This window comes from Enterobacter sp. UPMP701 (assembly GCF_053709515.1).
The window spans coordinates 117,170-144,019 of sequence record NZ_JBSKJN010000004.1; the positions used below are offsets into that span (position 1 = coordinate 117,170).

Sequence of the window (26,850 nt, forward strand, 5' to 3'; positions counted from 1 at the left end):
TCATTTACCTAACATAACAAAAATGTATTGTGGATCACTAATTTTGAGACTCGTCACAGGATGTAACTATAGTGTGTCCTTGATCTCGTTTTCTTTTCGCTTGTTACATAGAATGTGCACGAAAATTAAACCTGCCTCATATTTGGAGCAAATATGGACCGCGTCCTTCATTTTGTCCTGGCACTTGTTGTCGTTACTGCACTTGCATTGCTGGTCAGCACAGACCGCAAAAAAATTCGTATTCGTTATGTTGTCCAACTGCTGGTCATTGAAGTTTTACTTGCGTGGTTCTTCCTGAACTCCAACGTAGGCCTCGGCTTCGTGAAAGGCTTCTCCGAAATGTTCGAAAAACTGCTCGGATTCGCCAACGAAGGGACCAACTTTGTCTTCGGTAAAATGAACGACGAAGGTCTGGCATTCTTCTTCCTGAAGGTGCTGTGCCCAATCGTCTTCATCTCCGCGCTGATCGGTATTCTGCAGCATATCCGCGTTCTGCCGTTCGTTATTCGTGGCATTGGTTTCCTGTTATCCAAAGTGAACGGCATGGGCAAGCTGGAATCTTTCAACGCCGTAAGTTCCCTGATCCTTGGTCAGTCTGAGAACTTCATCGCGTATAAAGACATTCTCGGCAAAATGTCCCGTAACCGCATGTACACCATGGCGGCAACCGCAATGTCTACCGTATCCATGTCTATCGTGGGCGCGTATATGACCATGCTGGAGCCAAAATATGTCGTTGCTGCGCTGGTTCTGAACATGTTCAGCACCTTTATCGTTCTGTCGCTGATCAACCCGTACCGCGTTGACGCCAACGAAGAGAACATTCAGATGTCAAACCTGCACGAAGGGCAGAGCTTCTTCGAAATGCTGGGTGAGTACATTCTGGCAGGTTTCAAAGTGGCGATTATCGTTGCCGCGATGCTGATCGGCTTTATCGCCCTGATCTCCGCACTGAACGCCCTGTTCGCCGCTGTACTGGGCATCTCCTTCCAGGGTATCCTGGGCTACATCTTCTACCCTGTCGCATGGGTGATGGGTGTTCCGGCTCATGAAGCGCTGCAGGTAGGCAGTATCATGGCGACCAAGCTGGTTTCTAACGAATTCGTTGCGATGATGGATCTGCAGAAAATCGCCAGCACGCTCTCTCCACGTGCGGAAGGCATTCTGTCCGTATTCCTGGTCTCCTTCGCGAACTTCTCGTCCATCGGTATTATCGCCGGTGCGATTAAAGGCCTGAACGAAGAACAGGGTAACGTGGTTTCTCGCTTTGGCCTGAAACTGGTTTACGGCTCCACCCTGGTGAGCGTCCTGTCTGCTTCTATCGCTGCGCTGGTTCTGTAACGTTTACCGTAAAAAAAACCGGGAGCCTCGCTCCCGGTTTTTTTATGCCCGTAATTCTTCCAGCGGTTTGGGTTTTCCTATCAGGTAGCCCTGCAGGTAGTCCACGCCGAAGCGTAGCAGCATCTCCCGCTGCGCTGGCGTCTCAACATATTCTGCCACCACACACAGTGATTTTGTCTTCGCCAGATTACATATCGACTGGACGATCATTGCGTCCATATCATCAGTACAAATATCTTTAACGAAGCAGCCATCAATTTTAATGATGTCAGCCTGCAGGCGTCTCAGACGCTCGTAGTTGGCGTAGCCGGTTCCAAAATCATCGATGGCAATACGGAAACCGTAATCACGCAGCTGCTGAATATTGTGAATGCTGCAGCCGGAGTTGGAGAAGGCCTGCTCTTCGGTGATCTCAATCACGACAGCCTGAGGCGCAACGCCGTACCGTTCAAAGAGCGCGCAAATCTCGGTCGCCACCTCTTTTTGCATCAGCGTAAGCGGCATCAGATTGACCGAGAAACGGGCGCCAGCCTGCGTCGCTGGGTGATCGCGCAGCCACAACAGCAATTTTTCCATGACGCACATATCAAACCGATGGCTGAGGTTGAACTGGGCAATCAGCGGAATAAAGCGGTCAGGAGTGATGATCTCGCCCTCGCTCTCCATACGCGCCAGAATTTCGTAGTATCCGCTACCGTCAGCTTTCTGGATCGGCTGTGTGTATAAATGGAACTGGTCCGCTTCCAGGGCGTGCTTAATCCGCGCCAGCATCAGGACACGCTCCGTTGTTTGTCCTGATGCAACTTCCAGGCTATTCGTCAGCGCAAGAACGTTATGTGCTCCGCAGGATTGCTCGGCCAGCCAGCTCAGTTGCCCCAGCGTGTGGTGCAGTTTCTCACCGTTTTCGACCATTCCCCAGGACGCGCCAAATTCGATATCCAGCCCGGTATTGTTCCAGAAAATCTTACGGCTGTTCAGCCGATCAACCATATGCTGGAGGCGCTCGGCCGTTCCTTCCCCAAGCAATACCAGCACCAACTCGCTTCCCGGCAGCTGGAACAGCGCCTCATCTTTCTGCAACAGCGGCTGGAGAGAGGCCGTGACCATCCGTTTGCAGTGCACCCGCATGAGAATGCCGTAATGGCGGCTCAAAAACTCCAGATTATCCATTCTCAGGCAACACACTTTGGCATTCGGGTGATCCAGAAGAAAATCTTCCAGCGCACGAATGTTGGGTAATCCAGTCAAAGGATCGGTGAGCGCCCTGTCCTGCCAGCCCTGCTTCAACCATTCACTACGCTGATAGATCTGCGACATATAAAGCAGGCAGATAGCAAAAGAGATCAGCACCGACAGGATAAAGGAGAGCGAATGGCCCGACTCCACTCCGTTAAGAAAGTTGTAGTTGTAGGTCAACAGCAGAAGCGCGGAGGTGGCCCACAACAGAGAGATAAGCGCGTAGCTCAGACGGCTAATCGCTAACGTAAAGAGAATGAAAATAACCGGCATCAAATAGCCCGCAATAACAGGCGACTCAAAAGGCGCACATAAAATTGCAATGATGGCGATTAACAGCATCAACCAGACGAATATATATAATGATTTCTTGTGTAAAAACACGGGTTTCACACTTCGCCGCCAGAATTTGACGGCATAACGAGGATTAATAATCATTCTTAACGGATAATAGAACATCATGGTAAAAATCATGGCCGCGCATATCAGGCTTTGAATATCAACGACGTTATAAATTACCGTTCCTTCGCCAAAGAAATTTGAGATTGTGACCGGGAAATCAAAGAAATAGCCAGCCACATACATCGACATTTTAATGCCTATCGGCACCATAAAGCCGAGCCAAAATATGCGTAAGCCAATGTGCCTGTTGGGCATGCAGTAGCGCCAGCGCCGGCCCAGAAGGAGGCGCAGAACACCGCAGGCAGCGAATACGGAGAACGTCTGACAGAACAGTAATACTGAATATTGTAGCGGCGCTAAATTAAGATTAAATATATTAGCAACCGTAAAACTTATCAGAATAGGCAGAATACCGCGGCGCCCCAATAACAGCATAACCGCCAGCATAACGCTTAGCGGAAGCCACGCTAAATAAACGTCATGTTCATTAACAATTGCACGAGGGGAGAGATAACGGGAAACGGGAACCGCAATCAGGCAGATCGCCAGAGCAATTATAAATATCTTTACATTATTATACGTTTTTCTATTCATTAAGCTGGAGAGAGTATTATCCGTTCATATCATTGACCGCATGGATAATAGGTTTATTAATTACACGAATCAAGGTGAAGTCTATTTATAGACTGATTTATTGATTTTGGTTGAGGTGAGATATGGGAAAACACCATTTTAGCAACAAAATATATTTAGTGGTGTTACAAACACATAAAAAAAACCCTCGTCTTTTGACGAGGGTTTAAAATTTTGGTGGAGCTAAGCGGGATCGAACCGCTGACCTCTTGCATGCCATGCAAGCGCTCTCCCAGCTGAGCTATAGCCCCACATGTGACTTTACTGACCGCACTCTGTTGGGTTCAGAGTTTGGTGGAGCTAAGCGGGATCGAACCGCTGACCTCCTGCATGCCATGCAGGCGCTCTCCCAGCTGAGCTATAGCCCCATCGTAAAGCTGTCATGTTGACGGGCGGCATAATATGAATTCCGCTGCGGAGTGTCAACGGCAAAATCAATGACTGCGGTTCAATCGCCGAAAAATCATGCAAATGAATCACTTTGCGAGCCTGCTCGCAGTCATGAGTTAAGCCTGTCACGTTTTCACGTAAAACGGTGCTATAAAATGAGCCGTTAATTAACCCCACGAATATTCAGGAAATTGCATGATCAAGGAACGAATGACGCCAGAAGAGTTAGCCCTGCTCACTGGCTATAGCCGACAGACCATCAATAAATGGGTACGCAAAGAGGGTTGGATAACATCACCAAAACCAGGAGTCCAGGGCGGGAAAGCGCGCCTGGTGCATGTGAACGAAAAGGTGCGTGAGTTTATCCGCAGCGCACGCCGGGCAACGGAAACATCCGCTATGCCTGACGGCATCAGCCATGATGGTTCGCTTCATACCCTACTCCTGACGCTGGCAAATGAAATGACGCCGGAAGAGCAGAAGCAGATGACATCGCTGTTAATGCGGGAAGGGATTACCGGTTTGTTGCAACGTTTAGGGATTCGCGACCAGAACTAATATGAAAAGATTACGTAGCAAAATGACCACGGAAGAGCTGGCGGAAAGTTTGGGCGTTGCCAGACAAACGGTGAATCGCTGGATACGCCAGCAGGGGTGGAAAACCGAAGGGCTCAACGGCGTGAAAGGCGGTCGGGCGCGGCTTATCCACGTTGATGCGCGGGTGAAGGAACACATCATGAGTCTGCCCGCCATCCGTAACCGTCAGGCGGTTTATCATCTGGCTGATGTGACCACAACCTACAATGGACAGCCTTCACACCTGCGCCCGGGCATTATTGAAACGCTGGAGAGTATGACCGAGCTTGAACAACAGCGCCTGGATACCTTACTGAAACGTGAAGGCATACGCGGTTTTCTTATTCGTCTGAATATTGCTGAATAAAAGGCAAAAAAACGGCAGGTTACCCTGCCGTTTTCTTCTGTAAGGCGTTATTACTGCTGATTTTCGCGTTCAGCAATAAAGTCCAGCGCCTTGTTAATGCGCGCCACGCTGCGTGACTTACCGATGGCATGAACGGTGACATCCAGCGCCGGAGACTGACCCGCACCGGTCACCGCAACGCGCAGCGGCATACCCACTTTACCCATACCGACTTCCAGCTCGTCTGCCGTCGCCTGAATGGCGTGATGCACATTCTCAGCGGTCCAGTCGGTGAGCGCAGCCAGCTTGTCGCGCACCACTTCCAGCGGCTGACGCGCAACCGGGCGGAGGTGTTTTTTCGCAGCGTCTGCGTCGAACTCATCAAACTCTTCATAGAAGTAGCGGCAGCTTTCGGCAATTTCTTTCAGCGTTTTGCAGCGCTCGCCGAGCAGTTTCACCAGGTCCGCCAGTTCAGGGCCAGTGCGGGTATCAATGTTTGCCTGTTCAATGTGCCACTGCAGGTAAGTCGCCACATATTCCGGCGGCATGGTATTGATGTAGTGATGGTTCAGCCACAGCAGCTTGTCGGTATTGAATGCGCTGGCAGATTTGCTTACAGAGCTCAGAGAGAACAGTTCGATCATCTCTTCGCGGCTGAAGATCTCCTGGTCGCCGTGAGCCCAGCCCAGACGCACAAGATAGTTCAGCAGCGCTTCCGGCAGATAGCCGTCGTCACGGTACTGCATAACGCTGACCGCGCCATGGCGTTTAGACAGCTTTTTACCGTCGTCGCCATTAATCATGGAGACGTGCGCGTAGACCGGAACGGGCGCATTCAGCGCTTTCAGGATGTTGATCTGACGTGGCGTGTTATTGATATGGTCTTCACCACGAACAACGTGGGTAATTTCCATATCCCAGTCGTCAACCACAACGCAGAAGTTATAGGTTGGAGAACCGTCGGTACGGCGGATGATCAGATCGTCCAGCTCCTGGTTGCTGAATTCGATCGGGCCACGGATCTGGTCGTCAAAGATCACCGAGCCATCCTGCGGGTTAGCAAAACGCACCACGCACGGTTCATCAGCGGCATGCTCGCTATGATCGTGGCGGCAGCGGCCGTCATAACGCGGCTTTTCACCATTCGCCATCTGCTCTTCACGCAGTGCATCCAGACGTTCTTTGGAGCAGTAGCATTTATAGGCCGTGCCCGCGACCAGCATCTCATCGATGACGGCGTTATAACGGTCAAAACGCTTGGTCTGGAAATACGGGCCTTCGTCCCACTCCAGGTTCAGCCAGTTCATACCATCCATGATGGCTTCGATTGCTTCCGGCGTGGAGCGCTCAAGATCGGTGTCTTCAATACGCAGCACGAACTCACCTTTGTTGTGGCGTGCAAAGAGCCAGGAATAGAGAGCAGTACGAGCACCACCGACGTGCAGATAGCCTGTCGGGCTCGGCGCGAAGCGAGTTTTGATTTTCATGAAATGGCCTTACGTTATAAAGATGCCGGCAATCGGCAAATCCCGGGGAAAAAACGATGGGCAATATTCTATCACTGTGGGGGGATTCCTCAATGTTGATCCCTTTATCGTGGTGGAGTTTGCGATTTTTGTTTAGAAATCATGCGCCACTGCCCGTTTCGCGATCGTTTTGTTTAATTTTACGACGAACGAATAAAAACTTTAGAAAATGCGTTGACTCATTTTCAACTCTCCCTATAATGCGACTCCACACAGCGGGGGTGATTAGCTCAGTTGGTAGAGCATCTCCTTTACACGGAGGGGGTCGGCGGTTCGAGCCCGTCATCACCCACCATCTACTTCGGTAGACTCGCAGTGTTGATAAGAATTGAGATTGGGCGATTAGCTCAGTTGGTAGAGCATCTCCTTTACACGGAGGGGGTCGGCGGTTCGAGCCCGTCATCGCCCACCATTCTCACCTTATCGCAGCAGTTCCGAAATGGGCGATTAGCTCAGTTGGTAGAGCATCTCCTTTACACGGAGGGGGTCGGCGGTTCGAGCCCGTCATCGCCCACCATTTCGGGTCGTTAGCTCAGTTGGTAGAGCAGTTGACTTTTAATCAATTGGTCGCAGGTTCGAATCCTGCACGACCCACCAATGTAAAAAAGCGCCCTAAAGGCGCTTTTTTGCTTTCTGCGCTTTACATCTTCAACGTCGCAATCAACGTCTTCACTGCCGGTGTCGCCTGTTTCTCGTCATACACCACATACAAATCTGCCGGTATACGCTCCCGTAACGGACGAAACACCACGCCCGGCCACTGCATCTGCGCGTAGCTGTCGGCAGCCAGCGTAATTCCCATCCCCATGCTAATCATCGCCAGCACCGTTTGCGGTTCAACGGCTTCGCGCACAATCATCGGCGAAAAACCGGCCTGCTGGCAGACGCGATGTAAAAATGCCCAGTCAGAATGGGCCGACGGCATCGTGACAAAATACTCGTCCTGCAGTTCTGCAAGCGCAATGGCAGGCTCCCTGACCAGCCGGTGATCTTCCGGCATCGCCACCAGAAAAGCCGCTTCACGCAACCGCAGGCTGGTTAACCCCGCGGCAGGTTCCGTTGCCATTCGCCAGATCCCGACATCCAGCTCCCGGCGCTCAAGCAGCGCCATCTGCATTACTGGCGATTTTTCGCGAAAAACAACATCAACATTCGGATGCTCTTTCAAAAAAGTGCGCATGACCGTACGCACCTCGCTCCACATGGCGGTACCGACAATCCCCAGCTCAATGCGCCCGGCTTCCCCCCGGCCAATTTGCTCGACGCGAGCCAGCGCCTGGTTTGCACTGGCGAGCAAACGACGGGACTCTTCCATCAGCACTTTACCGGCGTGCGTCAGGGCGACACTCCGCGAGTGGCGAATAAAAAGTAAGGTGCCCAGCTGGCTTTCCAGCTCTTTAATATGCAGGCTTAACGGCGGCTGGGACATATTGAGACGGGCCGCAGCCCGTCCAAAATGCAGTTCCTCAGCCACGGCCAGAAAATAGCGCAGCAGCTTGAGATCGGTTCGGTAGACGCGTTCCATCAAAACATATCCTGGCGATAACACTTATGCGCCTACCTTAAAGCCTTTCAGCGTTCGGAGGGGAAATTTAGTGCGCAACTGTGCGCATCTCGCTGTTTTTACTGGTGTGGCGATAGTTAAAGCTGAAATAAAACACCACGGCAAGGGCCAGCGCATAGGCCGCAAACACCAGCCAGATCGTCTGCCAGTCCTTCACCCCGTCAACCGAGAAATAATCGACCGCCGCACCGCTCAACACCGATCCGAAATACGCCCCAATACCATTAACGGTCGTCATAAACAGCCCCTGCGCGCTGGCGCGGATATCGGCGGTGACCTCCTGTTCAACAAATACAGAGCCGGAAATGTTGAAGAAGTCGAACGCGCAGCCGTAAACAATCATTGAGAGCATGAGCAGCGCAAAGCCCGTCGCGGACGGGTCGCCAAAGGCAAACAGACCGAACCGCAGCATCCAGGCCACCATGCTCATCAGCATGACGGCTTTAATGCCAAAGCGCCCGAGGAAGTACGGAATGGTCAGAATGAAGAACACCTCAGACATTTGCGAGACGGAGAGCAAAATGGACGGGTATTTAACGATAAAGCTGTCGGCATACACCGGATTTCGCGCAAAATCATGCAGGAACGGACTACCGAAAGTATTGGTTATCTGCAGCACGGCGCCGAGCAGCATGGCGAATAAAAAGAACACCGCCATACGGGGCTGCTTAAACAGGATAAACGCATTGAGGCCCAGCTTGCTTGCCAGCGACGGAGACGTTTTCGACTTCATAACCGGAATGGCCGGCAGCGTCAGAGAATAGAGCGCCAGCAGCAGAGACGCGCCAGCCGCAATGTAGAGCTGCACGTTACTTAGCTCCGCCCCCATCAGGCTTATGGCCCACATTGCCGCAATAAAGCCCACGGTACCGTACACCCGCACGCGCGGAAAATGGCTCACCGTATCAAGTCCAGCCCGTTCAAGACAGGAGTAGGAAATCGTATTCGAGAGCGCAATGGTCGGCATGAAGGCCATCGCATTGACCAGCATGACCCAGAACATCAGCCCCGGCTCATTTACCTGCGCGGCATAGCAGAGCGCGATGGCGCAGACGAGGTGGCAAATAACGTAGGCGCGGTCGGCCCGTAGCCACTTGTCGGCAATAATCCCCACCAGCGAAGGCATAACGATCGCGGCAAGGCCTTTGGAGCTGTAGACCATGCCCACGTCAGAGCCGGTAAAGTGTAGAGTGTTGATCATGTAAGCGCCGAGGGTAACCAGCCAGCTCCCCCAGATAAAATATTGCATAAAGGACATCAGCTTTAAGCGAGTCGTGATGTTCATAACCCATTCCTTATCGCAGTGTGGCCCCGGAGGGCCACTTTATTGTTTTACTCAGGCAATATGGCGAAGGAAACCACAGATAAGATTGATGAAGTTCTGGCGGGAAAGTTCGGCTGCAGCAAGAGTTTGTTCATGCGAGAGTTTGACCTCACCGAGGCCTTCAGCGAGATTGGTTATCGCCGAAACGGCCACGACCTTCAGGCCGCAGTGACGCGCGGAAATCACTTCGGGGACCACGGACATACCGACCACATCGCCGCCGATAATTTGCATCATGCGGATCTCCGCCGCCGTCTCGAAGTTCGGGCCGGGATAAGAGACAAACACCCCTTCATGCAGCGGGAAGCCTTCTTTCTTTGCCACGGTTTGCAGAACGGCACGGTAATCCGCGTCGTAAGCATTAGCCAGCGAGAAGAAACGCTCGCCGAAGCGCTCATCGTTCAGCCCCACCATCGGCGTACCTGGCATGGTGTTGATATGGTCGCTCAGGGCAACCAGGCTTCCAGGCTGAACCTCCGGGCGCAGTGAGCCCGCCGCATTGGTGCTAAACAGCAGTTCACACCCCAGCAGCGTAAAGGTGCGGATCGCGTCAGTCATGATGGTCATTCCGCGCCCTTCATAGAAGTGCCCTCGCCCCTTCATGCAGGCCACAGGCACCCCGGCCAGATGCCCCAACACCAGCTCGCCAGCATGTCCATGCACGGTGCTCACCGGGAAGCCCGGCAGCTTTTCGTAGCTCAGGGAAACGGCGTCCTCTATCTGGTCGGCTAGCGCGCCAAGGCCGGAGCCGAGAATAAACGCCACGCGAGGGGTGAAGTTTGGTTTAGCCGCACGGATGATATCGGCACAGTACCACGGGTTATTTGAGAGGGTCATAGAGGCTCCTTGAGAATGAAGGTTGCGATATCACGGATCGCATGACCTTAGTCTTATATCCGGAGCCTGTACTCTGCTTCCAATACACTTTCCCTGCACCATCAATACTGATTGTGTATCGATGCAACTCCCTGCCAGATATGGCAGTTTTGCTCAAGCTAATCCCGTCGGTGCCGATACCTCTGTTTTATAACGCGAGGAAAAAGTATGACGACCATTCAGGCTTCAACCCAACCTATTCAAACCAGCGGCGCGAGTGGAACTTCGAGCAGTAACGATATTTCTGCGCAAATCACCCGCATTCTCGACAAGATCAAAAAGCTGACTCAGCAATTAAAAGAACTGGCAAACAGTCCCGTCAGCACGGATGAGAAGAAGAAGCAGCAGGAACTGATTCAGACCCAGATCAAAGTGCTGCAGGCGCAGCTCGCCGCGCTGCAGCGCCAGCAGGCTGAAGAGGCCCAGAAGAAGCAGGATCTAAAACTGGGCAAAGTGGAAGGGGTGAACAGCCCGTCAGACAATAATCAGATCGATATCTACATCTAATCTTCTGACGCGTTAAACAGTGGGTCGCGTATGCGGGCTTCGGTTAATCGTTGTGCCTGGATACGCACCACTTCCCAGATAGCCTGCGCCGCACCCGAGAGCGAACGATTTTTTCGCCGCACCAGCATCAGCTTTCTTTCGACAACGGGCGTCAGTCGCTTCACCGCCAGTCGACTCCCCTGCGGCAGGGGAAGCGCCAGAGCGGGCAACACGCTGATGCCAATGCCGGCTTCCACCATCGGAAACAGCGTTGCCGGATGACCAATCTCCTGCACGATCGTTGCCTTAACGCCCTGATTCACCAGCGCGGAATCAATCAGCGGTCGACTGCCCGAGGCATAATCCTGTAAAACCAGGTTAGCGCCCTGCAGAGACTGCCAGCTGGCTTCCGGCAGCGATGCCAGCGGATCGTCGTCCCGGCAGAGCAGTAAAAACGGCTCAGACAGGACGCTTTCACACTCCAGATCGCTCACCTGGCCGGGATCGATCACAATACCAAAATCCACATCCCCCTGGCGGATGCTTTCCAGCACCCACTGCTGCGGCCTGTCATGCAGGACAAAATCAATGTCAGGGTAACGATGATTTCCCTCGGCGATACACTGCGGGATAAGGTGTGCGGATATCGTCTGGCTGGCCGCAACCCGTACGGTTCCTGAAAGCTGTTGTCCCAGCCGCCCCACATCCCGGAGCGTGCTGTTGAGCTCATCCAGCAGGCGTTCGAGGCGCAGAGCCAGCTGCTGCCCCGCTTCGGTCAGGACCACTTCGCGCGTGGTGCGGTCAAGCAACCGGACGCCGGTCTGATTCTCCAGTTCTTTCACGCTGTGGCTGACCGCCGACTGGCTCAGACCAATCATCTCCCCTGCCCGACTGAAGCTGCGGGCCTGGGCGACGGTGACAAAAATGCGAAGCTGGCGTAGGGAATAATTCATCTGTTTAATTCATAAATGGATGCAATAAATCAATTTTATTTCTCAAATGGAAAAAAGCACAATAGCGACATCTGTTTTCAGGAGTCATTATGAAACTATTTCGTATTCTTGATCCGTTTACGCTCACCCTGGTCGCTACCGTTTTACTGGCCTCGTTCTTCCCCGCCCGCGGTGGTTTCGTCCCGTTTTTTGAGGGGCTGACGACGGCCGCCATCGCGCTGCTGTTCTTTATGCACGGTGCAAAACTCTCCCGCGAAGCAATTATTGCTGGCGGTAGCCACTGGCGACTGCATCTCTGGGTAATGTGCAGCACCTTCATCCTGTTCCCGATCCTCGGGGTGCTGTTTGCCTGGTGGGCGCCGGTTAACGTCGATCCGGCGCTCTACACTGGTTTCCTGTACCTCTGTATTCTGCCAGCCACCGTGCAGTCCGCCATCGCCTTTACCTCTCTGGCGGGCGGGAACGTTGCGGCCGCGGTCTGTTCGGCGTCGGCATCCAGCCTGTTGGGGATTTTCGTCTCCCCGCTGCTGGTGGGCCTGCTGATGAACATGCACGGCGCGGAAGGTAACCTTGAGCAGGTTGGCAAAATCTGTCTGCAGCTGCTGCTGCCGTTTGTCCTGGGCCATCTCTCGCGTCCGTGGACCGGGGCATTCGTGGCGAAGCACAAGAAATGGATCTCCAAAACCGACCAGTCGTCGATCCTGCTGGTGGTCTATTCCGCCTTCAGCGAAGCGGTTGTGAACGGGATCTGGCACAAGGTGGGTGCAGGCTCGCTGCTGTTTATCGTAGTGGTCAGCATCGTCCTGCTGGCGATTGTCATTACGGTCAACGTCTTTGTGGCGCGCAAGTGCGGCTTCAGCAAAGCCGATGAGATCACCATTGTCTTCTGCGGTTCCAAGAAGAGCCTGGCGAACGGTATCCCGATGGCCAACATTCTGTTCCCCACCTCGGTGATTGGGATGATGGTGCTGCCGCTGATGATTTTCCATCAGATCCAGCTGATGGTCTGCGCGGTACTGGCGCGTCGCTACAAGCGCCAGACGGAAAAGCTGGCGCAGGAAGAGACCCGCGCCGCAAAGGCTTAAGGACGTTTCAGGGGCTGCACCAGCTGGGTCAGCCCCTCGGTTTTAATCAGGAGCGTGATAGCCATCAGCTCGCCCAGTCGTCCGGCAGGAAATTCGTCCTTACGGGCGAACCACAGCAGGTACTCCTCCGGCAAATCGATCAGCCTGCGGCCCTTATATTTACCGAACGGCATCTCCGTATTGGCGATCTCAACGAGCTGCTCTTTCTCCACGCTACTCTCCTAACAGACGCATCATTTCCGCTTCGTCGATAACCTCAATGCCGAGCTCCTGAGCTTTCGCCAGCTTAGAACCCGCCGCTTCCCCGGCAATCACCAGGTCGGTTTTCTTCGACACGCTGCCCGCCACTTTGGCCCCCAGCGCCACCAGACGCGCTTTTGCATCATCGCGGGAGAGCTGGCTCAGGCTACCGGTCAGGACCACCGTTTTTCCGGCGAACGGGCTGTCGATCTCTTCCGCATTAACCACTACCGGCGCGGGCCACTTGATGCCCACCTCCAGAAGCTGGCCGATGACGTCACGATTGCTCTCTTCGGCAAAGAAGTTAAAGACATGCGTGGCAACGACGATGCCGACATCCGGCACTTTCTGCAGCTCGTCGATGCTGGCCTTTTCCAGCGCCTCCAGCGTACCAAAGTACGCCGCCAGACCCGCGGCCGTCGCTTCGCCCACTTCACGAATGCCCAGCGCGTACAGGAAACGGGCGAAGGTGGTCTCTTTGGCGGCCTCCAGCGCGTTCACCACGTTCTGGGCTGACTTTGGCCCCATGCGGTCCAGGCCGGTCAGCTTACCTGCCGTCAGCCTGAAGAGATCCGCTGGTGTGTGGACATACTCTTTCTCAACCAGCTGATCGATAATCTTGTCGCCCATCCCGTCGACGTCCATTGCGCGTCGGGAGACGAAGTGCTTGAGTGACTCTTTACGCTGCGCGCCGCATATCAGGCCGCCCGTACAGCGGGCCACCGCTTCGCCTTCAACACGCTCAACGTCAGAGCCGCACACCGGGCAGTGGGTCGGGAATACAACCTCGCGCGTATCGTCAGGACGCTCTGACTCAACAACGTTAACCACCTGCGGGATAACATCGCCCGCGCGGCGAATCACCACTTTGTCACCAATGCGTAAGCCCAGGCGTTCGATTTCATCGGCGTTATGCAGCGTAGCGTTGCTCACCAGCACGCCCGCGACCTGTACCGGCTCCAGACGTGCGACCGGCGTAATGGCTCCCGTCCGTCCCACCTGGAACTCCACGTCGCGAACGAAGGTCATCTGCTCCTGGGCAGGGAACTTAAACGCCACCGCCCAGCGCGGCGCGCGCGCCACAAAGCCCAGTTGCTCCTGCAGCGCCAGCGAATTGACCTTGATGACAACGCCATCAATATCAAAGCCGAGCGTCGGGCGGTCCTGTTCTACTTTATGGTAGAACGCCAGCACCGCTTCCGGCGAGTCGCAGAGCTGAACGCGGTTGCTTACCGGCAGACCCCATGCCTTAAACTGCAGCAGACGCCCGAGATGCGTATCCGGCAGCTCGCCCCCCTCCAGAATACCGACGCCGTAGCAGAAGAAAGTAAGCGGTCGCTTCGCGGTGATACGCGGGTCAAGCTGGCGCAGAGAGCCTGCAGCCGCGTTACGCGGGTTAGCAAACACTTTTCCGCCAGTACGACGCGCTTCTTCATTGATTTTTTCAAAGCCCGCCTGCGGGAGAAACACCTCGCCGCGCACTTCCAGACGCGCAGGAATGTTGTCACCCTGCAGCTTCAGCGGGATAGCACGGATGGTTCGCACGTTGGTGGTGATGTCTTCCCCCGTCGTACCGTCGCCACGCGTGGCGGCACGCACCAGCACGCCGTTTTCATAGAGAAGGCTGACCGCCAGGCCGTCGAGCTTCAGCTCGCAGCACCAGGTGAGGGAATCGCTGCTCTTCAGACGGTCCTGCACGCGCTTGTTAAACGCGAGGAAGCTCTCTTCATCAAAGACGTTGTCCAGCGACAGCATTGGCACTTCGTGACGCACCTGGCTGAAAGCCCCCAGCGGCTCAGCGCCAACGCGCTGGGTCGGGGAATCAGGCGTAATCAATTCCGGGTGCTGCGCCTCCAGTTCACGCAGCTCGCGCATCAGGCGGTCGTACTCTGCGTCCGGCACTTCTGGCGCGTCCATAACATGATAGAGATATTCATGATGGCGAAGCGTGGTTCGCAGTTCAGTGAGTTGTTGTTCGATTGAGTCCATATCGCACCATCAATGAGAAAAAACCCCCGACAGGCGGGGGTTGAGGAGGAGTTGAAGTAAACGCGACGATTACGCGTTGACTTCCTTAACTTCGCGGATGCGGTCCTGATACTCGCGCAGCTTCTGCGGCGTCATCATACGACGCTGATCGTCAAGTACAACGCCACCCACTTCGTCAGCGATGTGCTGAGCGGACTGCAGCATCAGCTTGAAGTTTTGCAGCTCGTCGCCGTAGGACGGCACCTGCATAAAGATAGTGACACCCGGTGTCACGAAATCACCGGTCATTTCCGGGTCGAAGGTTCCCGGGTTGACCATATTGGCCAGGCTGAACAGCGCCGGGCCGCTACCGTCAGGGCTCAGGTGGCGATGGAAAATATTCATATCGCCAAATTTAAACCCTGCCTGTTGAATACTGTTAAGCAGCACGTCACCGTTGAGATGGCTGCCATGATGCGCGGCCACGTTCATGATGATCACCGCTTCTTTACGCTGCGGTTTTTCAACCACCGGTTCAGGCTCGACGACCGGCTCTGGCTCAACGTGCGGAGCCGGAGCGGGCTGCGGCGCTGGCTGTACATGCACAGGCTGCTGTGGCTGTGGTACAGGCTGAGCAGGCTGCTGCTGTACGGGCTGCTGCACAGGTTGCTGTTGAACCGGTTGCGGCGCAACGGGTTGCTGGTGCACAGGCTGTTGCGGCGGCTGACGCACCGGTTCTTCCGCCGGCTGCGGCGCTGGCTGGCGCGGCTGGGCAGAGGCATACGGCGGTTGATACTGGTGCTGCGGAGCGCGGGGGGCTTCATGCTCCCCATGAGCCGCGCCGGGCGCAGTATTGACCCGATGAACACGAACTTCACCCACGCCGTCGTCGTCACGATCTACGATGTCATCTTCACTGTCATCGTCATCACGACTGGACTTCATGCGCTTCAGTGGGCGATCGCGAAACATCGAGGAACGCTCTTTACGGCTGGTCCAGAAACCATGTACCAGTAAAGCGATTATGGCGATCGCGCCAACAATGATTAATATCAGACGCAAATCCTGCATCATTATATTCTCTGTTGTTCTAACACCTTGCCACCACGGCAAACATTTACTCACTAAGAGTATTTGCCGTTTACGTCAAGTGCAAGTGTGTGCAGAGCATTCACAGCATAAAGATGAAGTAAATTGTGCTTTTTGCTGGTTTTTCGAACATTTCCGAACTGGTCATTGGTCCGCAAGTGGATAATATAGGCGGGCAATTCCACTGGTTGTGAAAAAAGGAGTACAGCCTGGTTATGGTTTCAACATCATCTTCTCCCTCGCGCAGCGGCGTCTGGTATTTTTCTCAGGGCTGGAAACTGGCCTCACTGCCGGGTATCCGACGCTTCGTCATTCTTCCGCTGCTGATCAACATTATTCTGATGGGCGGCGCGTTCTGGTGGCTGTTCACAAAGCTCGAAAGCTGGATCCCGTCGCTGATGAGCTACGTGCCGGACTGGCTGCAGTGGCTTAACTACCTGCTCTGGCCGGTGGCGGTGATCTCCGTGCTGCTGGTCTTTGGGTACTTCTTTTCGACAATTGCGAACTGGATAGCCGCGCCGTTTAATGGACTGCTGGCGGAACAGCTTGAAGCGCGGCTTACTGGCGCAACACCGCCGGATACGGGCGTACTGGGGATCATGAAAGATCTTCCGCGCATCATGAAGCGCGAATGGCAGAAGTTTGCCTGGTACGTCCCCCGCGCGGTTGTGCTGCTTGCTCTCTACTTTGTACCCGGCATCGGGCAGACGGTCGCACCGGTGCTGTGGTTCCTGTTCAGCGCCTGGATGCTGGCCATTCAGTACTGCGACTACCCGTTCGATAACCACAAGGTGCCGTTTAAATCGATGCGCTCCGCCCTGCGGACCCGGAAGGTTGCCAATATGCAGTTTGGCGCGCTAACCAGCCTGTTCACGATGATTCCCTTCCTGAACCTGTTCATCATGCCCGTCGCGGTCTGCGGCGCGACGGCGATGTGGGTTGACTGCTACCGTGCTCAGCACGCGTTATGGAAGTAATGCAAAAATGTGTAAAACAGGGGTGGCTTATGCCGCCCCTTATTCCATACTGATCCCCATTATTTCCTTGCAGTATATAGATATGCGAATTCCTTACTTCCCCCTACCTGCTCAACAGGTATGCTGGGTCGGTATCCCAATTTCATACAGTTAAGGACAGGCCATGAGTAAGATTTATGAAGACAACTCGCTGACTATCGGTCATACGCCCCTGGTTCGACTGAACCGTATCGGTAATGGACGCATTCTGGCGAAGGTCGAATCACGTAACCCGAGCTTCAGCGTAAAATGCCGTATCGGTGCAAACATGATTTGGGATGCTGAAAAACGTGGCGTACTGAAGCCAGGCGTTGAGCTGGTAGAACCGACCAGCGGCAATACCGGTATCGCTCTGGCCTATGTGGCTGCCGCACGCGGCTATAAACTGACGCTGACCATGCCGGAAACCATGAGCATCGAACGTCGCAAACTGCTCAAAGCGCTGGGCGCGAATCTGGTGCTGACCGAAGGCGCGAAGGGCATGAAAGGTGCCATTCAGAAAGCGGAAGAGATTGTGGCCAGCGATCCGGCGAAATATCTGCTGCTACAGCAGTTCAGCAACCCGGCTAACCCGGAAATTCACGAGAAGACCACTGGCCCGGAAATCTGGGAAGATACCGACGGCCAGGTTGACGTGTTTATCTCTGGCGTGGGTACCGGCGGTACGCTGACGGGCGTGTCTCGCTATATAAAAGGCACAAAAGGTAAAAAAGAGCTGATTACCGTTGCCGTTGAACCTACCGACTCACCGGTTATCGCTCAGGCGCTGGCGGGGGAAGAGCTCAAACCTGGCCCGCATAAAATTCAGGGCATCGGCGCGGGCTTCATTCCGGGTAACCTGGATCTGAAGCTGATCGATAAAGTCGTTGCCATCACTAACGAAGAAGCGATCTCTACCGCGCGTCGTCTGATGGATGAAGAAGGTATCCTGGCGGGTATCTCTTCCGGTGCGGCCGTTGCGGCAGCGCTCAAACTTCAGGAAGATGAAGCCTTTACCAATAAGAATATTGTGGTTATCCTTCCTTCCTCGGGTGAGCGTTACTTGAGCACCGCACTGTTTGCCGATCTGTTCACAGAAAAAGAGCTGCAACAGTAGTGCCAGTATGTTAATAACGCGTAAAAAAGCACCTTTTCAGGTGCTTTTTTGTGGCCTGCTTCAAACTTTTGCCCCTCCTGGCATTGCTTCACCCCGTTGTGTCTGGTATTTAAACCAGCAATTATTTTGAAGCGTGAAATTAATCAGTGAACGAAATAGCCTTGCTGAATCGATTTTATGATTTGGTTCAAGTCTTCCTTTCGCTGCATAATGTTTAATGACGATTGAAACGTCAGCGCTAACAATACAGGCTAAAGTTAAGCCGCCAGGCTAGACTTTAGTTCCACAACACTAAACCTATAAGTTGGGGAAATACAATGTTCCAGCAAGAAGTTACCATTACCGCTCCGAACGGTCTGCACACCCGCCCTGCTGCTCAGTTTGTTAAAGAAGCGAAAGGCTTCACTTCTGAAATCACTGTAACTTCCAACGGCAAAAGCGCTAGCGCAAAAAGCCTGTTCAAACTGCAGACTCTGGGCCTGACTCAGGGCACCGTTGTCACCATCTCTGCTGAAGGTGAAGACGAGCAAAAAGCAGTTGAGCATCTGGTTAAACTGATGGCTGAGCTCGAGTAAGTTTCCGGGTTCTTTTAAATATCAGTCACAAGTAAGGTAGGGTTATGATTTCAGGCATTTTAGCATCCCCGGGTATCGCTTTCGGCAAAGCACTGCTGCTGAAAGAAGACGAGATCGTCATCGACCGGAAAAAAATTTCTGCCGACAAGGTTGATCAGGAAGTTGAACGTTTTCTGAGCGGTCGTGCCAAGGCATCTGCGCAACTGGAAGCGATCAAAACTAAAGCTGGCGAAACTTTCGGTGAAGAAAAAGAAGCCATCTTCGAAGGGCACATCATGCTGCTCGAAGATGAGGAGCTGGAGCAGGAAATCATAGCCCTGATTAAAGATAAAGGCATGACGGCCGACGCGGCTGCGCATGAAGTTATCGAAGGTCAGGCAACTGCCCTGGAAGAACTGGATGATGAATACCTGAAAGAGCGTGCGGCTGACGTACGTGACATCGGTAAGCGCCTGCTGCGCAACATCCTGGGCCTGGCCATTATCGACCTGAGCGCGATTCAGGATGAAGTTATCCTGGTTGCTGCTGACCTGACCCCGTCAGAAACCGCACAGCTGAACCTGAAAAAGGTCCTCGGTTTCATCACCGACGCGGGCGGCCGTACCTCCCACACCTCAATCATGGCGCGTTCTCTGGAACTGCCTGCGATCGTGGGCACCGGCAGCGTCACCTCTCAGGTGAAAAACGGCGACTATCTGATTCTGGATGCCGTAAACAATCTGGTTTACGTCAACCCAACTAACGAAGAGATCGAAAAACTGCGCGCGGTTCAGGAGCAGGTTGCGACTGAAAAAGCGGAACTCGCTAAGCTGAAAGACCTGCCAGCCATCACCCTGGACGGCCATCAGGTAGAAGTGTGCGCAAACATCGGTACCGTACGCGACGTTGATGGCGCTGAGCGCAACGGTGCGGAAGGTGTTGGTCTCTACCGTACAGAATTCCTGTTCATGGACCGTGACGCGCTGCCAACTGAAGAAGAACAGTTCGCTGCGTACAAAGCCGTCGCAGAAGCGTGTGGCTCACAGGCGGTTATCGTCCGTACCATGGACATCGGTGGCGACAAAGAGCTGCCGTACATGAACTTCCCGAAAGAAGAGAACCCATTCCTGGGCTGGCGTGCGATTCGTATCGCGATGGATCGTAAAGAGATCCTGCGTGATCAGGTTCGCGCTATCCTGCGTGCCTCTGCTTTCGGTAAGCTGCGCATCATGTTCCCGATGATCATCTCTGTAGAAGAAGTGCGTGCACTGAAGAAAGAGATCGAAATCTACAAGCAGGAACTACGCGACGAAGGTAAAGCATTTGACGAGTCAATTGAGATCGGCGTGATGGTGGAAACACCTGCAGCGGCGACCATTGCGCGTCATTTAGCCAAAGAAGTTGATTTCTTTAGTATCGGCACCAATGATTTAACGCAGTACACCCTGGCAGTTGACCGTGGTAATGATATGATTTCACATCTCTACCAGCCAATGTCACCGTCCGTGCTGAACTTGATCAAGCAAGTTATTGATGCTTCTCATGCAGAAGGTAAATGGACTGGCATGTGTGGTGAGCTTGCAGGCGACGAACGTGCTACACTTCTGTTGCTGGGTATGGGTCTGGACGAATTCTCTATGAGCGCCATTTCCATCCCGCGCATTAAGAAGATTATCCGTAACACGAACTTCGAAGATGCGAAGGTGTTAGCAGAGCAGGCTCTTGCTCAACCGACAACGGACGAGTTAATGACGCTGGTTAACAAGTTCATTGAAGAAAAAACAATCTGCTAATCCACGAGATGCGGCCCAAATTACTGCTTAGGAGAAGATCATGGGTTTGTTCGATAAACTGAAATCTCTGGTTTCTGATGATAAGAAAGACTCCGGAACTATTGAGATTGTTGCTCCGCTCTCCGGCGAGATCGTCAACATCGAAGACGTGCCGGATGTAGTGTTTGCTGAGAAAATCGTTGGTGATGGCATTGCTATCAAACCAACTGGCAACAAAATGGTTGCTCCAGTTGACGGCACCATCGGTAAAATTTTTGAAACCAACCATGCGTTCTCTATCGAATCTGATAGCGGTATCGAACTGTTCGTTCACTTCGGTATCGACACCGTTGAACTGAAAGGCGAAGGCTTCAAACGTATCGCGGAAGAAGGCCAGCGTGTTAAAGTTGGCGACCCGGTGATTGAATTCGATCTGCCACTGCTGGAAGAAAAAGCCAAGTCTACCCTGACGCCGGTTGTTATCTCCAACATGGACGAAATCAAAGAACTGATCAAACTGTCCGGCAGCGTGACCGTGGGTGAAACCCCGGTTATCCGCATCAAGAAGTAATTCTTGCCGCACAAAGAAATGGCGCCTTCGGGCGCCATTTTTGTTTATGCCGGGAGGATAAGCTCGTCGTAACCTTTCGACTGGGTATACAGCATTACGTCAGTCACCCGATCGCCGGCCATGCGAATAGCATCGGCAACGGTTTTCCCCTCAACAATTCCGCTCACCAGTTCTGAACAGAACAGATCGCCCGTCCCTTTCAGATCGGTTTCTACGCGCGGATGCGCGCTGACGGTAACCCCCTCACGCGTCACCAGCACTACGTGGATGTTTTCCGGGTCATCGGCCACCGGCGCGCTGGTGATTGCCACCCATTTCAGGGTGTCAGAGAGCAACCCCTGTGCCGCCGTAATAGCGCTTTCCGGCGTCCGGCACGGTTTGCCGCTTAACACTTCCAGCTCATAGACGTTTGGCGTAATCCCCTGCGCCAGCGGCAGCAGGTGCTCCCGGTACGCTTCCGGGATATCCGGCTTCACGTACATTCCGCTGTCGATATCGCCGATGACCGGGTCGACCAGCACCAGCAGATCAGGATGCTGCGCTTTGACCACCTTCAGCCACTGTGCCAGCAGCGCGATCTGGCTGGCGCTGCCCATGTAACCGGTAGTGACCGCTTTAAGCTCGCGCAGGATCTCGCGCTCTTCCAGCGCCTTCAGGTAGCCGCTGAACCACTCGTCGGGGATCACCCCGCCGTAGAAGGTGTCGTAGTGCGGCGTATTGCTGAACAGTACCGTCGGCACGGCGGTCACGTTCAGCCTGTGGGTACGAATATTCGGTACCGCAATGCTGTTCCCCACGCTGCCGTACACCACCTGCGACTGCACCGCGACGATATCGGTTTGCTGCGCCCGGGTGTTATCCCGGAATAGAATCATCTCCATGATGGTTAAATCCCTGCCCCCTGCGAATAACTCTCTTCACCAAAGACGCCGGTAGACAAATAGCGATCGCCGCGATCGCAGATAATCGCCACCACGACCGCGCCGGGGTTTGCCTGCGCCACGCGCAACGCACCCGCTACCGCGCCACCCGAGCTGACCCCGCAGAAGATGCCTTCACGGACGGCCAGTTCACGCATGGTATTTTCCGCCTCGCGCTGATGAATATCCAGCACCTGATCCACCAGCTGCGCATTAAAGATGCCGGGCATATACTCCGCAGGCCAGCGGCGAATGCCCGGAATGCTGCTCCCCTCTTCCGGCTGCAGGCCAACGATGGTGACGGCTTTATCCTGCTCGCGCAGAAAACGCGACACGCCCGTAATGGTGCCGGTGGTGCCCATGCTTGAGACGAAATGGGTGATGCGCCCGCCGGTCTGCTGCCAGATCTCCGGGCCGGTGGTGGTGTAGTGCGCGTACGGGTTGTCCGGGTTGTTGAACTGATCGAGCAGCTTACCTTCGCCGCGCTCGGCCATCTCTAACGCTAAGTCGCGTGCGCCTTCCATTCCCTGCTCTTTGGTTACCAGAATCAGCTCGGCCCCGTAGGCGCGCATCGCGGCGCGGCGCTCCTGGCTCATGTTGTCCGGCATCAGCAGCTTCATGCGGTAGCCTTTCAGCGCCGCGATCATCGCCAGCGCGATACCGGTGTTGCCGCTGGTGGCCTCAATCAGCACGTCGCCGGGCTTAATTTCACCACGTTTTTCGGCCTGGACAATCATCGACAGCGCCGCACGGTCTTTCACCGACCCCGCCGGGTTATTGCCTTCGAGTTTGACCCATATTTCGCTGCCGTTGGCACACCCCATGCGCTGAAGCTTGACCAGAGGGGTGTTGCCGATGGTGTGTTCGAGTGTATTCACGATTTTTACTCAATAAAAAGCCCGGTAAGCATCACGCCACCGGGCGAAAAACATACTCAATAACCTATCAGGCTGACTCCGCCAGAGCAATATCCTCGCGCGTCTCGATGCGCTCCTTCCCGTGATAAATACGGGCGTGCTGCAGCCCGACAAACAGGCGCTCACCCCGGTGCGGCGGCACCTCGTCGCGCATGACCACCGTCAGCGGCTCGGTATACCAGCCCAGCGGCTGTACCACCAATTGGGTGTAGTGACCTTTAGGGCTAGCTTCCAGCACCTGCACCGGCAGCGGGGAATCCAGGCTGGTTCGGCGACTGACGTCCACTTCCCACGGACGCAGGAACAGATCGACCGGCCCCTGATGAGCGGAAGTGTAGCCCAGCGGCCAGCGGTGCGCGCCCACGTGGAACTGCCCACCGCGAATGGTGCCCTGCAGACGGTTCACCTCGCCCATAAACTCCAGCACGAAGCGGGTCGCCGGCTCGCGCCAGAGCTGCTCCGGCTCGTCAACCTGCTCAATGTTGCCCTGGCTCATGACCACCACGCGATCCGCGACTTCCATCGCCTCTTCCTGATCGTGGGTCACGAAGACGCTGGTGAATTTCAGCTCCTCATGGAGCTGACGCAGCCAGCGACGCAGCTCTTTACGCACCTGCGCATCCAGCGCGCCGAAGGGCTCATCCAGCAGCAAAATTTGTGGCTCAACGGCCAGCGCGCGCGCCAGCGCCACGCGCTGCTTCTGCCCGCCGGAAAGCTGGGCCGGGAAGCGGTCCGCCAGGTGAGCCAGCTGTACCATCTCCAGCAGTTTGGTCACTTTCGCTTTAATGGTTGCCGCATCCGGGCGTTCACGACGCGGCAGCACGGTCAGGCCAAACGCGATGTTGTCGAACACGGTCATGTGGCGGAACAGCGCGTAATGCTGAAACACAAAACCTACTTTACGATCGCGGGCGTGCAGGCGGCTCACGTCGGTACCGTGGAAGCGGATATGCCCGCTGGTCTGATGTTCAAGCCCGGCGATAATACGCAGCAGCGTGGTTTTACCCGAGCCAGACGGCCCCAGCAGCGCCACCATTTGCCCGGAAGGGATATCCAGCGAGATATCATTCAGCACCTGGGTGCGACCAAAAGACTTCTTAATATTGGCAATCTCAATGCTCATGATTTCCCTCCTGATGCTGACGTTTTTCCTGATTTTCTAAACGCCACTGCACCACACTCTTCAAAAACAGGGTCAAAATGGCCATCAGCGTCAGCAACGCTGCGGCAGTAAACGAGCCGATGGTGTTGTAGTCCTGCTGCAGCAGTTCAATCTGTAGCGGCAGCGACAGGGTCTCACCACGGATGGAGCCGGAGACAACGGAAACGGCACCGAATTCACCGATGGCGCGGGCGTTGGTCAGCACCACGCCATAAAGCAGCGCCCAGCGAATGTTCGGCAGCGTGACGCGGCGGAACATCTGCCAGCCGGATGCGCCAAGCAGAACGGCCGCTTCGTCTTCATTGCTTCCCTGGCTTAACATCACCGGCACCAGTTCGCGTACCACAAACGGACAGGTCACGAAGATGGTCACCAGCACCATGCCCGGCCAGGCGAACATGATCTGCAGGTTATGTTCATCCAGCCAGCCGCCCAGCGGGCCGTTAGAGCCGTAAAAGAGCAGGTAAACCAGACCGGCAACAACAGGCGACACGGCAAACGGGATATCCAGCAGGGTCAGCAGCAGCTGACGTCCCGGGAAGTTGAAGCGGGTCACCAGCCAGGCCAACAGGGTCCCGAACACGAGGTTCACCGGCACGGTGATTAACGCAATCAGCACCGTCAGCCAGATGGCGTGCAGCATGTCCGGGTTCGCCAGGTTCTCCAGCGCGGGCATCAGCCCCTTGCTGAACGCCTGGACGAAGATATAAATCGTCGGCACAACGAGGATGAGGGCGGAAACCAGCACGCCCATGCCAATCAGAAACCATTTACCCCAGTTGATGCGGGGCGCATCGTATCGCTTCAATTGCGTAACTTCCGCCATCAGTGACCTACCACACGTCGACCAAAGCGACTTTGCAGAGTGTTAATTGAGTACAGCAGCAGCAGCGAGGCCGCCAGGATCACCGAGGCAATCGCGCTCGCCGCCGGATAATCAAACTCCTGCAGACGGATAAAAATCATCAGCGAGGTCACTTCCGTCTTCCAGGCGATGTTCCCGGCGATGAAAATCACCGCGCCGAACTCACCGAGGCTGCGGGTAAACGACAGCGCGACGCCCGCCATCAGCGCCGGAGAGAGCTCCGGCAGCACCACCTTGCGGAAGCTCTGCCAGCGAGTAGCACCCAGCGTTTCCGCCGCTTCTTCGTATTCCGGACCCAGCTCTTCCAGCACCGGCTGCACGGTACGCACCACAAACGGGATGCTGGTAAAGGCCATCGCTACCGCGATACCGAGCCAGGTGTAGGTCACTTTGATGTCAAATTTCGCCAGCCACTCACCGTACAGCCCGTTCACGGAGAAGAGCGACGCGAGAGTTAAGCCCGCCACCGCCGTCGGCAGCGCAAACGGCAGATCCATCAGGGCATCAAGCAGCGTGCGGCCCGGGAAGCGATAGCGGGTTAAGATCCATGCCATCAGCAGGCCAAACACGCCGTTAAAAATCGAGGCGACAAACGCCGACAGCAGCGTAACTTTATAGGCCGCCACTACCTGCGGGTTGGTGACCACGTCCCAGTATTGCGCCCAGCTCATCTCAGAGAGCTGCATCACCAGCGCGCTGAGCGGCAACAGCAGGATCAGGCAGACGAACAGCAGGCTGGTCCCGAGGCTTAAGGTAAAGCCCGGCAGCACGCGTTTTGTCGAGACTGCAAACATTACTTACGCCCCGCCGCCAGCAATTTGTCTAACTCACCGCCGCTGGCAAAATGCGTTTTCATCACCTCAGGCCAGGAGCCGAAATGATCTTCCACGCGGAACAGCGCGGTCTGCGGGAATTTGTCTTTCAGTTTGTTCATTACGTCCGGGTTATTCACGCGGTAGTAATAATCGGTGATGATGGTCTGCGCCTGCGGGCTGTACAGGTAGTTGAGATAAGCTTTTGCCGCTTTCTCGGTGCCGTTCGCCTGCACGTTTTTATCTACCCACGCCACCGGGAACTCGGCCAGGATGTTGGTTTTCGGGATAACCACTTCGAAGCCCTGCGCTTCGTACTGTTTACGAATGTTGTTCACTTCGGATTCAAAGCTGATCAGCACGTCGCCCAGCCCACGCTCGGCAAAGGTCGTGGTCGCCCCGCGGCCACCGGTATCGAAAACTTCGACGTTTTTCAGGAACTGGGTCATGAACTGCTCGGTCTTCGCTTTATCGTTACCGTCAGCTTTGTCCGCCGCGCCCCACGCCGCCAGATAGGTATAACGCGCGTTACCGGAGGTTTTCGGGTTCGGGAAAATCAGCTTCACGTCGGAACGCACCAGATCGCTCCAGTCGTGGATGTTCTTCGGGTTGCCCTTACGCACCAGGAAGCCCATGGTGGAATAGAACGGCGAGCTGTTGTTCGGCAGTCGGCTCTGCCAGTCCGCCGGGATCAGCTTGCCCTTGTCGTGCAGGATCTGCACGTCGGTCACCTGGTTATAGGTCACCACGTCCGCTTTCAACCCCTGCAGGATCGCCAGCGCCTGCTTGGATGAACCAGCGTGAGACTGCTTGATGGTCAGCTTGTCACCGTTATTGTCTTTCGCCCACTGCTGTTCAAACGGCGGGTTAAGGGCGGCAAATAGCTCGCGGGAGACATCATACGAACTGTTAAGCAGCTCGGTTGCCTGCGCCTGCGCCACCAGCAGTAAACCTGCCAGTGCCAGCGATCCTTTTTTCAGTACAGTAACGGCCATTGCGCACCCTTATAAATGTGATGACTATCTTATAGTCATAATATTTATAACGAGGTCGAAAGGAGTAACGGTTTTATATACCGTTTGGTGATTTAGAAGCAGAAAAGGGAATAAGGGGTGCGGCCTGATGCCCTC

25 protein-coding genes and 6 tRNA genes are annotated in these 26,850 nt (G+C 54.7%); 14 read left to right on the forward strand and 17 right to left on the reverse strand.

All coding sequences use genetic code 11. From position 1 onward, the window contains the following. The first annotated feature begins 153 nt into the window (after nt 1–153). Nucleotides 154–1,341: a NupC/NupG family nucleoside CNT transporter gene (locus tag ACWKXT_RS12085; protein ID WP_454532532.1), complete on the forward strand. Its 1,188-nt coding sequence runs from the start codon at nt 154–156 to the stop codon at nt 1,339–1,341. 42 nt (nt 1,342–1,383) lie between these two features. On the opposite strand, the gene ACWKXT_RS12090 is transcribed toward ACWKXT_RS12085, so the two are convergent. From ACWKXT_RS12090 to ACWKXT_RS12100, 3 genes are all read right to left on the reverse strand, one after another. Then, on the reverse strand, nt 1,384–3,573 hold the full coding sequence (locus ACWKXT_RS12090) for an EAL domain-containing protein (protein ID WP_454532533.1): 2,190 nt from the start codon (nt 3,571–3,573) through the stop codon (nt 1,384–1,386). A gap of 214 nt (nt 3,574–3,787) precedes the next feature. Beyond that, nucleotides 3,788–3,863: transfer RNA gene (locus ACWKXT_RS12095), tRNA-Ala, on the reverse strand. 41 nt (nt 3,864–3,904) lie between these two features. Continuing rightward, nucleotides 3,905–3,980: transfer RNA gene (locus tag ACWKXT_RS12100), tRNA-Ala, on the reverse strand. 217 nt (nt 3,981–4,197) lie between these two features. Here ACWKXT_RS12100 and ACWKXT_RS12105 point away from each other — a divergent pair. Both ACWKXT_RS12105 and ACWKXT_RS12110 read left to right on the forward strand, forming a co-directional pair. Then, nucleotides 4,198–4,560, forward strand: a complete 363-nt coding sequence (locus tag ACWKXT_RS12105; protein WP_454529043.1) for a YfeC-like transcriptional regulator — start codon at nt 4,198–4,200, stop codon at nt 4,558–4,560. Between the two features lies 1 nt (nt 4,561). Continuing rightward, on the forward strand, nt 4,562–4,945 hold the full coding sequence (locus ACWKXT_RS12110; protein WP_454532534.1) for a YfeC-like transcriptional regulator: 384 nt from the start codon (nt 4,562–4,564) through the stop codon (nt 4,943–4,945). A gap of 50 nt (nt 4,946–4,995) precedes the next feature. On the opposite strand, the gene gltX is transcribed toward ACWKXT_RS12110, so the two are convergent. Then, entirely contained in the window at nt 4,996–6,411 is a 1,416-nt protein-coding gene (gene gltX / locus ACWKXT_RS12115; RefSeq protein ID WP_080328491.1) for a glutamate--tRNA ligase, read from the reverse strand. Between the two features lie 258 nt (nt 6,412–6,669). On the opposite strand from gltX, the gene ACWKXT_RS12120 reads away from it, so the two are divergent. From ACWKXT_RS12120 to ACWKXT_RS12135, 4 genes are all read left to right on the forward strand, one after another. Then, nucleotides 6,670–6,745: transfer RNA gene (locus ACWKXT_RS12120), tRNA-Val, on the forward strand. Between the two features lie 41 nt (nt 6,746–6,786). Continuing rightward, nucleotides 6,787–6,862: transfer RNA gene (locus ACWKXT_RS12125), tRNA-Val, on the forward strand. Between the two features lie 29 nt (nt 6,863–6,891). Next, nucleotides 6,892–6,967 (forward strand) — tRNA-Val (locus tag ACWKXT_RS12130). A gap of 4 nt (nt 6,968–6,971) precedes the next feature. Further along, nucleotides 6,972–7,047: transfer RNA gene (locus tag ACWKXT_RS12135), tRNA-Lys, on the forward strand. 43 nt (nt 7,048–7,090) lie between these two features. On the opposite strand, the gene ACWKXT_RS12140 is transcribed toward ACWKXT_RS12135, so the two are convergent. The 3 genes from ACWKXT_RS12140 to xapA all read right to left on the reverse strand — a co-directional run bounded on the left by ACWKXT_RS12140 (nt 7,091) and on the right by xapA (nt 10,175). Then, nucleotides 7,091–7,975 carry a LysR family transcriptional regulator gene (locus tag ACWKXT_RS12140; RefSeq protein ID WP_454532535.1) on the reverse strand — a complete coding sequence of 295 codons (885 nt, stop codon included), beginning with the start codon at nt 7,973–7,975 and terminating at the stop codon, nt 7,091–7,093. 67 nt (nt 7,976–8,042) lie between these two features. Continuing rightward, nucleotides 8,043–9,299 carry a nucleoside permease gene (locus ACWKXT_RS12145; protein ID WP_454532536.1) on the reverse strand — a complete coding sequence of 419 codons (1,257 nt, stop codon included), beginning with the start codon at nt 9,297–9,299 and terminating at the stop codon, nt 8,043–8,045. A gap of 51 nt (nt 9,300–9,350) precedes the next feature. Next, nucleotides 9,351–10,175, reverse strand: a complete 825-nt coding sequence (gene xapA, locus ACWKXT_RS12150; protein WP_454529047.1) for a xanthosine phosphorylase — start codon at nt 10,173–10,175, stop codon at nt 9,351–9,353. A 207-nt stretch (nt 10,176–10,382) separates the two neighbouring features. Here xapA and ACWKXT_RS12155 point away from each other — a divergent pair, with 207 nt between their 5' ends. Continuing rightward, a complete protein-coding gene (locus tag ACWKXT_RS12155) occupies nt 10,383–10,721 on the forward strand; it encodes a FlxA-like family protein (protein WP_454529048.1) in 339 nt (112 codons plus the stop codon). Here the strand turns inward: ACWKXT_RS12155 and ACWKXT_RS12160 are convergent. Beyond that, nucleotides 10,718–11,653, reverse strand: a complete 936-nt coding sequence (locus tag ACWKXT_RS12160; protein WP_454532537.1) for a LysR family transcriptional regulator — start codon at nt 11,651–11,653, stop codon at nt 10,718–10,720. The genes ACWKXT_RS12155 and ACWKXT_RS12160 overlap by 4 nt on opposite strands. Nucleotides 11,654–11,742: 89 nt before the next feature. Here ACWKXT_RS12160 and ACWKXT_RS12165 point away from each other — a divergent pair, with 89 nt between their 5' ends. Continuing rightward, nucleotides 11,743–12,738, forward strand: coding sequence for a bile acid:sodium symporter family protein (locus ACWKXT_RS12165; protein ID WP_454529050.1), 996 nt, complete (start codon nt 11,743–11,745; stop codon nt 12,736–12,738). On the opposite strand, the gene ACWKXT_RS12170 is transcribed toward ACWKXT_RS12165, so the two are convergent. From ACWKXT_RS12170 to zipA, 3 genes are all read right to left on the reverse strand, one after another. Beyond that, on the reverse strand, nt 12,735–12,950 hold the full coding sequence (locus ACWKXT_RS12170) for a DUF3820 family protein (protein ID WP_003861328.1): 216 nt from the start codon (nt 12,948–12,950) through the stop codon (nt 12,735–12,737). The two genes, ACWKXT_RS12165 and ACWKXT_RS12170, sit on opposite strands and share 4 nt — an antisense overlap. Before the next feature lies 1 nt (nt 12,951). Continuing rightward, complete coding sequence (gene ligA / locus ACWKXT_RS12175) at nt 12,952–14,967, reverse strand: NAD-dependent DNA ligase LigA (protein WP_454532538.1); 2,016 nt, start codon at nt 14,965–14,967, stop codon at nt 12,952–12,954. A gap of 69 nt (nt 14,968–15,036) precedes the next feature. Next, entirely contained in the window at nt 15,037–16,020 is a 984-nt protein-coding gene (zipA, locus tag ACWKXT_RS12180; RefSeq protein WP_454532539.1) for a cell division protein ZipA, read from the reverse strand. 230 nt (nt 16,021–16,250) lie between these two features. Here zipA and cysZ point away from each other — a divergent pair, with 230 nt between their 5' ends. The 5 genes from cysZ (at nt 16,251) to crr (ending at nt 21,044) form a co-directional block, all read left to right on the forward strand. Then, nucleotides 16,251–17,012 carry a sulfate transporter CysZ gene (gene cysZ, locus ACWKXT_RS12185; protein ID WP_454532540.1) on the forward strand — a complete coding sequence of 254 codons (762 nt, stop codon included), beginning with the start codon at nt 16,251–16,253 and terminating at the stop codon, nt 17,010–17,012. Between the two features lie 163 nt (nt 17,013–17,175). Continuing rightward, nucleotides 17,176–18,147 carry a cysteine synthase A gene (cysK, locus tag ACWKXT_RS12190; RefSeq protein WP_028013996.1) on the forward strand — a complete coding sequence of 324 codons (972 nt, stop codon included), beginning with the start codon at nt 17,176–17,178 and terminating at the stop codon, nt 18,145–18,147. A gap of 317 nt (nt 18,148–18,464) precedes the next feature. Beyond that, a complete protein-coding gene (ptsH, locus tag ACWKXT_RS12195) occupies nt 18,465–18,722 on the forward strand; it encodes a phosphocarrier protein Hpr (protein WP_000487600.1) in 258 nt (85 codons plus the stop codon). 44 nt (nt 18,723–18,766) lie between these two features. Next, the gene (gene ptsI / locus ACWKXT_RS12200) at nt 18,767–20,494 is read left to right on the forward strand and encodes a phosphoenolpyruvate-protein phosphotransferase PtsI (protein ID WP_116343133.1); all 1,728 of its coding nucleotides are present in this window, start codon (nt 18,767–18,769) and stop codon (nt 20,492–20,494) included. A gap of 40 nt (nt 20,495–20,534) precedes the next feature. Then, nucleotides 20,535–21,044: a PTS glucose transporter subunit IIA gene (crr, locus tag ACWKXT_RS12205; protein WP_003861316.1), complete on the forward strand. Its 510-nt coding sequence runs from the start codon at nt 20,535–20,537 to the stop codon at nt 21,042–21,044. Between the two features lie 44 nt (nt 21,045–21,088). Here the strand turns inward: crr and pdxK are convergent, their stop codons facing one another. From pdxK to cysP, 6 genes are all read right to left on the reverse strand, one after another. Continuing rightward, nucleotides 21,089–21,925: a pyridoxine/pyridoxal/pyridoxamine kinase gene (gene pdxK, locus ACWKXT_RS12210; protein ID WP_454529054.1), complete on the reverse strand. Its 837-nt coding sequence runs from the start codon at nt 21,923–21,925 to the stop codon at nt 21,089–21,091. 5 nt (nt 21,926–21,930) lie between these two features. Next, the gene (cysM, locus tag ACWKXT_RS12215) at nt 21,931–22,842 is read right to left on the reverse strand and encodes a cysteine synthase CysM (RefSeq protein WP_454532541.1); all 912 of its coding nucleotides are present in this window, start codon (nt 22,840–22,842) and stop codon (nt 21,931–21,933) included. Between the two features lie 67 nt (nt 22,843–22,909). Further along, on the reverse strand, nt 22,910–24,004 hold the full coding sequence (gene cysA / locus ACWKXT_RS12220; RefSeq protein WP_335245329.1) for a sulfate/thiosulfate ABC transporter ATP-binding protein CysA: 1,095 nt from the start codon (nt 24,002–24,004) through the stop codon (nt 22,910–22,912). Next, complete coding sequence (gene cysW, locus ACWKXT_RS12225) at nt 23,994–24,869, reverse strand: sulfate/thiosulfate ABC transporter permease CysW (RefSeq protein ID WP_262814829.1); 876 nt, start codon at nt 24,867–24,869, stop codon at nt 23,994–23,996. Before cysW ends, cysA begins: the two co-directional genes overlap by 11 nt. After that, nucleotides 24,869–25,702 carry a sulfate/thiosulfate ABC transporter permease CysT gene (gene cysT, locus ACWKXT_RS12230; RefSeq protein ID WP_028014001.1) on the reverse strand — a complete coding sequence of 278 codons (834 nt, stop codon included), beginning with the start codon at nt 25,700–25,702 and terminating at the stop codon, nt 24,869–24,871. Before cysT ends, cysW begins: the two co-directional genes overlap by 1 nt. Then, a complete protein-coding gene (gene cysP, locus ACWKXT_RS12235) occupies nt 25,702–26,715 on the reverse strand; it encodes a thiosulfate/sulfate ABC transporter substrate-binding protein CysP (RefSeq protein ID WP_013098205.1) in 1,014 nt (337 codons plus the stop codon). The genes cysT and cysP overlap by 1 nt, the downstream gene beginning before the upstream one ends. Nucleotides 26,716–26,850 lie beyond the last annotated feature (135 nt).

Coding starts and splice junctions, on each gene's coding strand:
- ACWKXT_RS12090 (WP_454532533.1), bottom strand. CDS start 3,573: ATGAATAGAAAAACGTATAATAATGTAAAGATATTTATAATTGCTCTG.
- cysP (WP_013098205.1), bottom strand. CDS start 26,715: ATGGCCGTTACTGTACTGAAAAAAGGATCGCTGGCACTGGCAGGTTTA.
- ACWKXT_RS12145 (WP_454532536.1), bottom strand. CDS start 9,299: ATGAACATCACGACTCGCTTAAAGCTGATGTCCTTTATGCAATATTTT.
- ACWKXT_RS12140 (WP_454532535.1), bottom strand. CDS start 7,975: ATGGAACGCGTCTACCGAACCGATCTCAAGCTGCTGCGCTATTTTCTG.
- xapA (WP_454529047.1), bottom strand. CDS start 10,175: ATGACCCTCTCAAATAACCCGTGGTACTGTGCCGATATCATCCGTGCG.
- cysW (WP_262814829.1), bottom strand. CDS start 24,869: ATGGCGGAAGTTACGCAATTGAAGCGATACGATGCGCCCCGCATCAAC.
- ptsH (WP_000487600.1), top strand. CDS start 18,465: ATGTTCCAGCAAGAAGTTACCATTACCGCTCCGAACGGTCTGCACACC.
- ACWKXT_RS12160 (WP_454532537.1), bottom strand. CDS start 11,653: ATGAATTATTCCCTACGCCAGCTTCGCATTTTTGTCACCGTCGCCCAG.
- gltX (WP_080328491.1), bottom strand. CDS start 6,411: ATGAAAATCAAAACTCGCTTCGCGCCGAGCCCGACAGGCTATCTGCAC.
- pdxK (WP_454529054.1), bottom strand. CDS start 21,925: ATGGAGATGATTCTATTCCGGGATAACACCCGGGCGCAGCAAACCGAT.
- crr (WP_003861316.1), top strand. CDS start 20,535: ATGGGTTTGTTCGATAAACTGAAATCTCTGGTTTCTGATGATAAGAAA.
- zipA (WP_454532539.1), bottom strand. CDS start 16,020: ATGATGCAGGATTTGCGTCTGATATTAATCATTGTTGGCGCGATCGCC.
- ligA (WP_454532538.1), bottom strand. CDS start 14,967: ATGGACTCAATCGAACAACAACTCACTGAACTGCGAACCACGCTTCGC.
- ACWKXT_RS12105 (WP_454529043.1), top strand. CDS start 4,198: ATGATCAAGGAACGAATGACGCCAGAAGAGTTAGCCCTGCTCACTGGC.
- cysT (WP_028014001.1), bottom strand. CDS start 25,702: ATGTTTGCAGTCTCGACAAAACGCGTGCTGCCGGGCTTTACCTTAAGC.
- ACWKXT_RS12165 (WP_454529050.1), top strand. CDS start 11,743: ATGAAACTATTTCGTATTCTTGATCCGTTTACGCTCACCCTGGTCGCT.
- ptsI (WP_116343133.1), top strand. CDS start 18,767: ATGATTTCAGGCATTTTAGCATCCCCGGGTATCGCTTTCGGCAAAGCA.
- cysA (WP_335245329.1), bottom strand. CDS start 24,004: ATGAGCATTGAGATTGCCAATATTAAGAAGTCTTTTGGTCGCACCCAG.
- ACWKXT_RS12110 (WP_454532534.1), top strand. CDS start 4,562: ATGAAAAGATTACGTAGCAAAATGACCACGGAAGAGCTGGCGGAAAGT.
- ACWKXT_RS12155 (WP_454529048.1), top strand. CDS start 10,383: ATGACGACCATTCAGGCTTCAACCCAACCTATTCAAACCAGCGGCGCG.
- ACWKXT_RS12085 (WP_454532532.1), top strand. CDS start 154: ATGGACCGCGTCCTTCATTTTGTCCTGGCACTTGTTGTCGTTACTGCA.
- cysZ (WP_454532540.1), top strand. CDS start 16,251: ATGGTTTCAACATCATCTTCTCCCTCGCGCAGCGGCGTCTGGTATTTT.
- cysK (WP_028013996.1), top strand. CDS start 17,176: ATGAGTAAGATTTATGAAGACAACTCGCTGACTATCGGTCATACGCCC.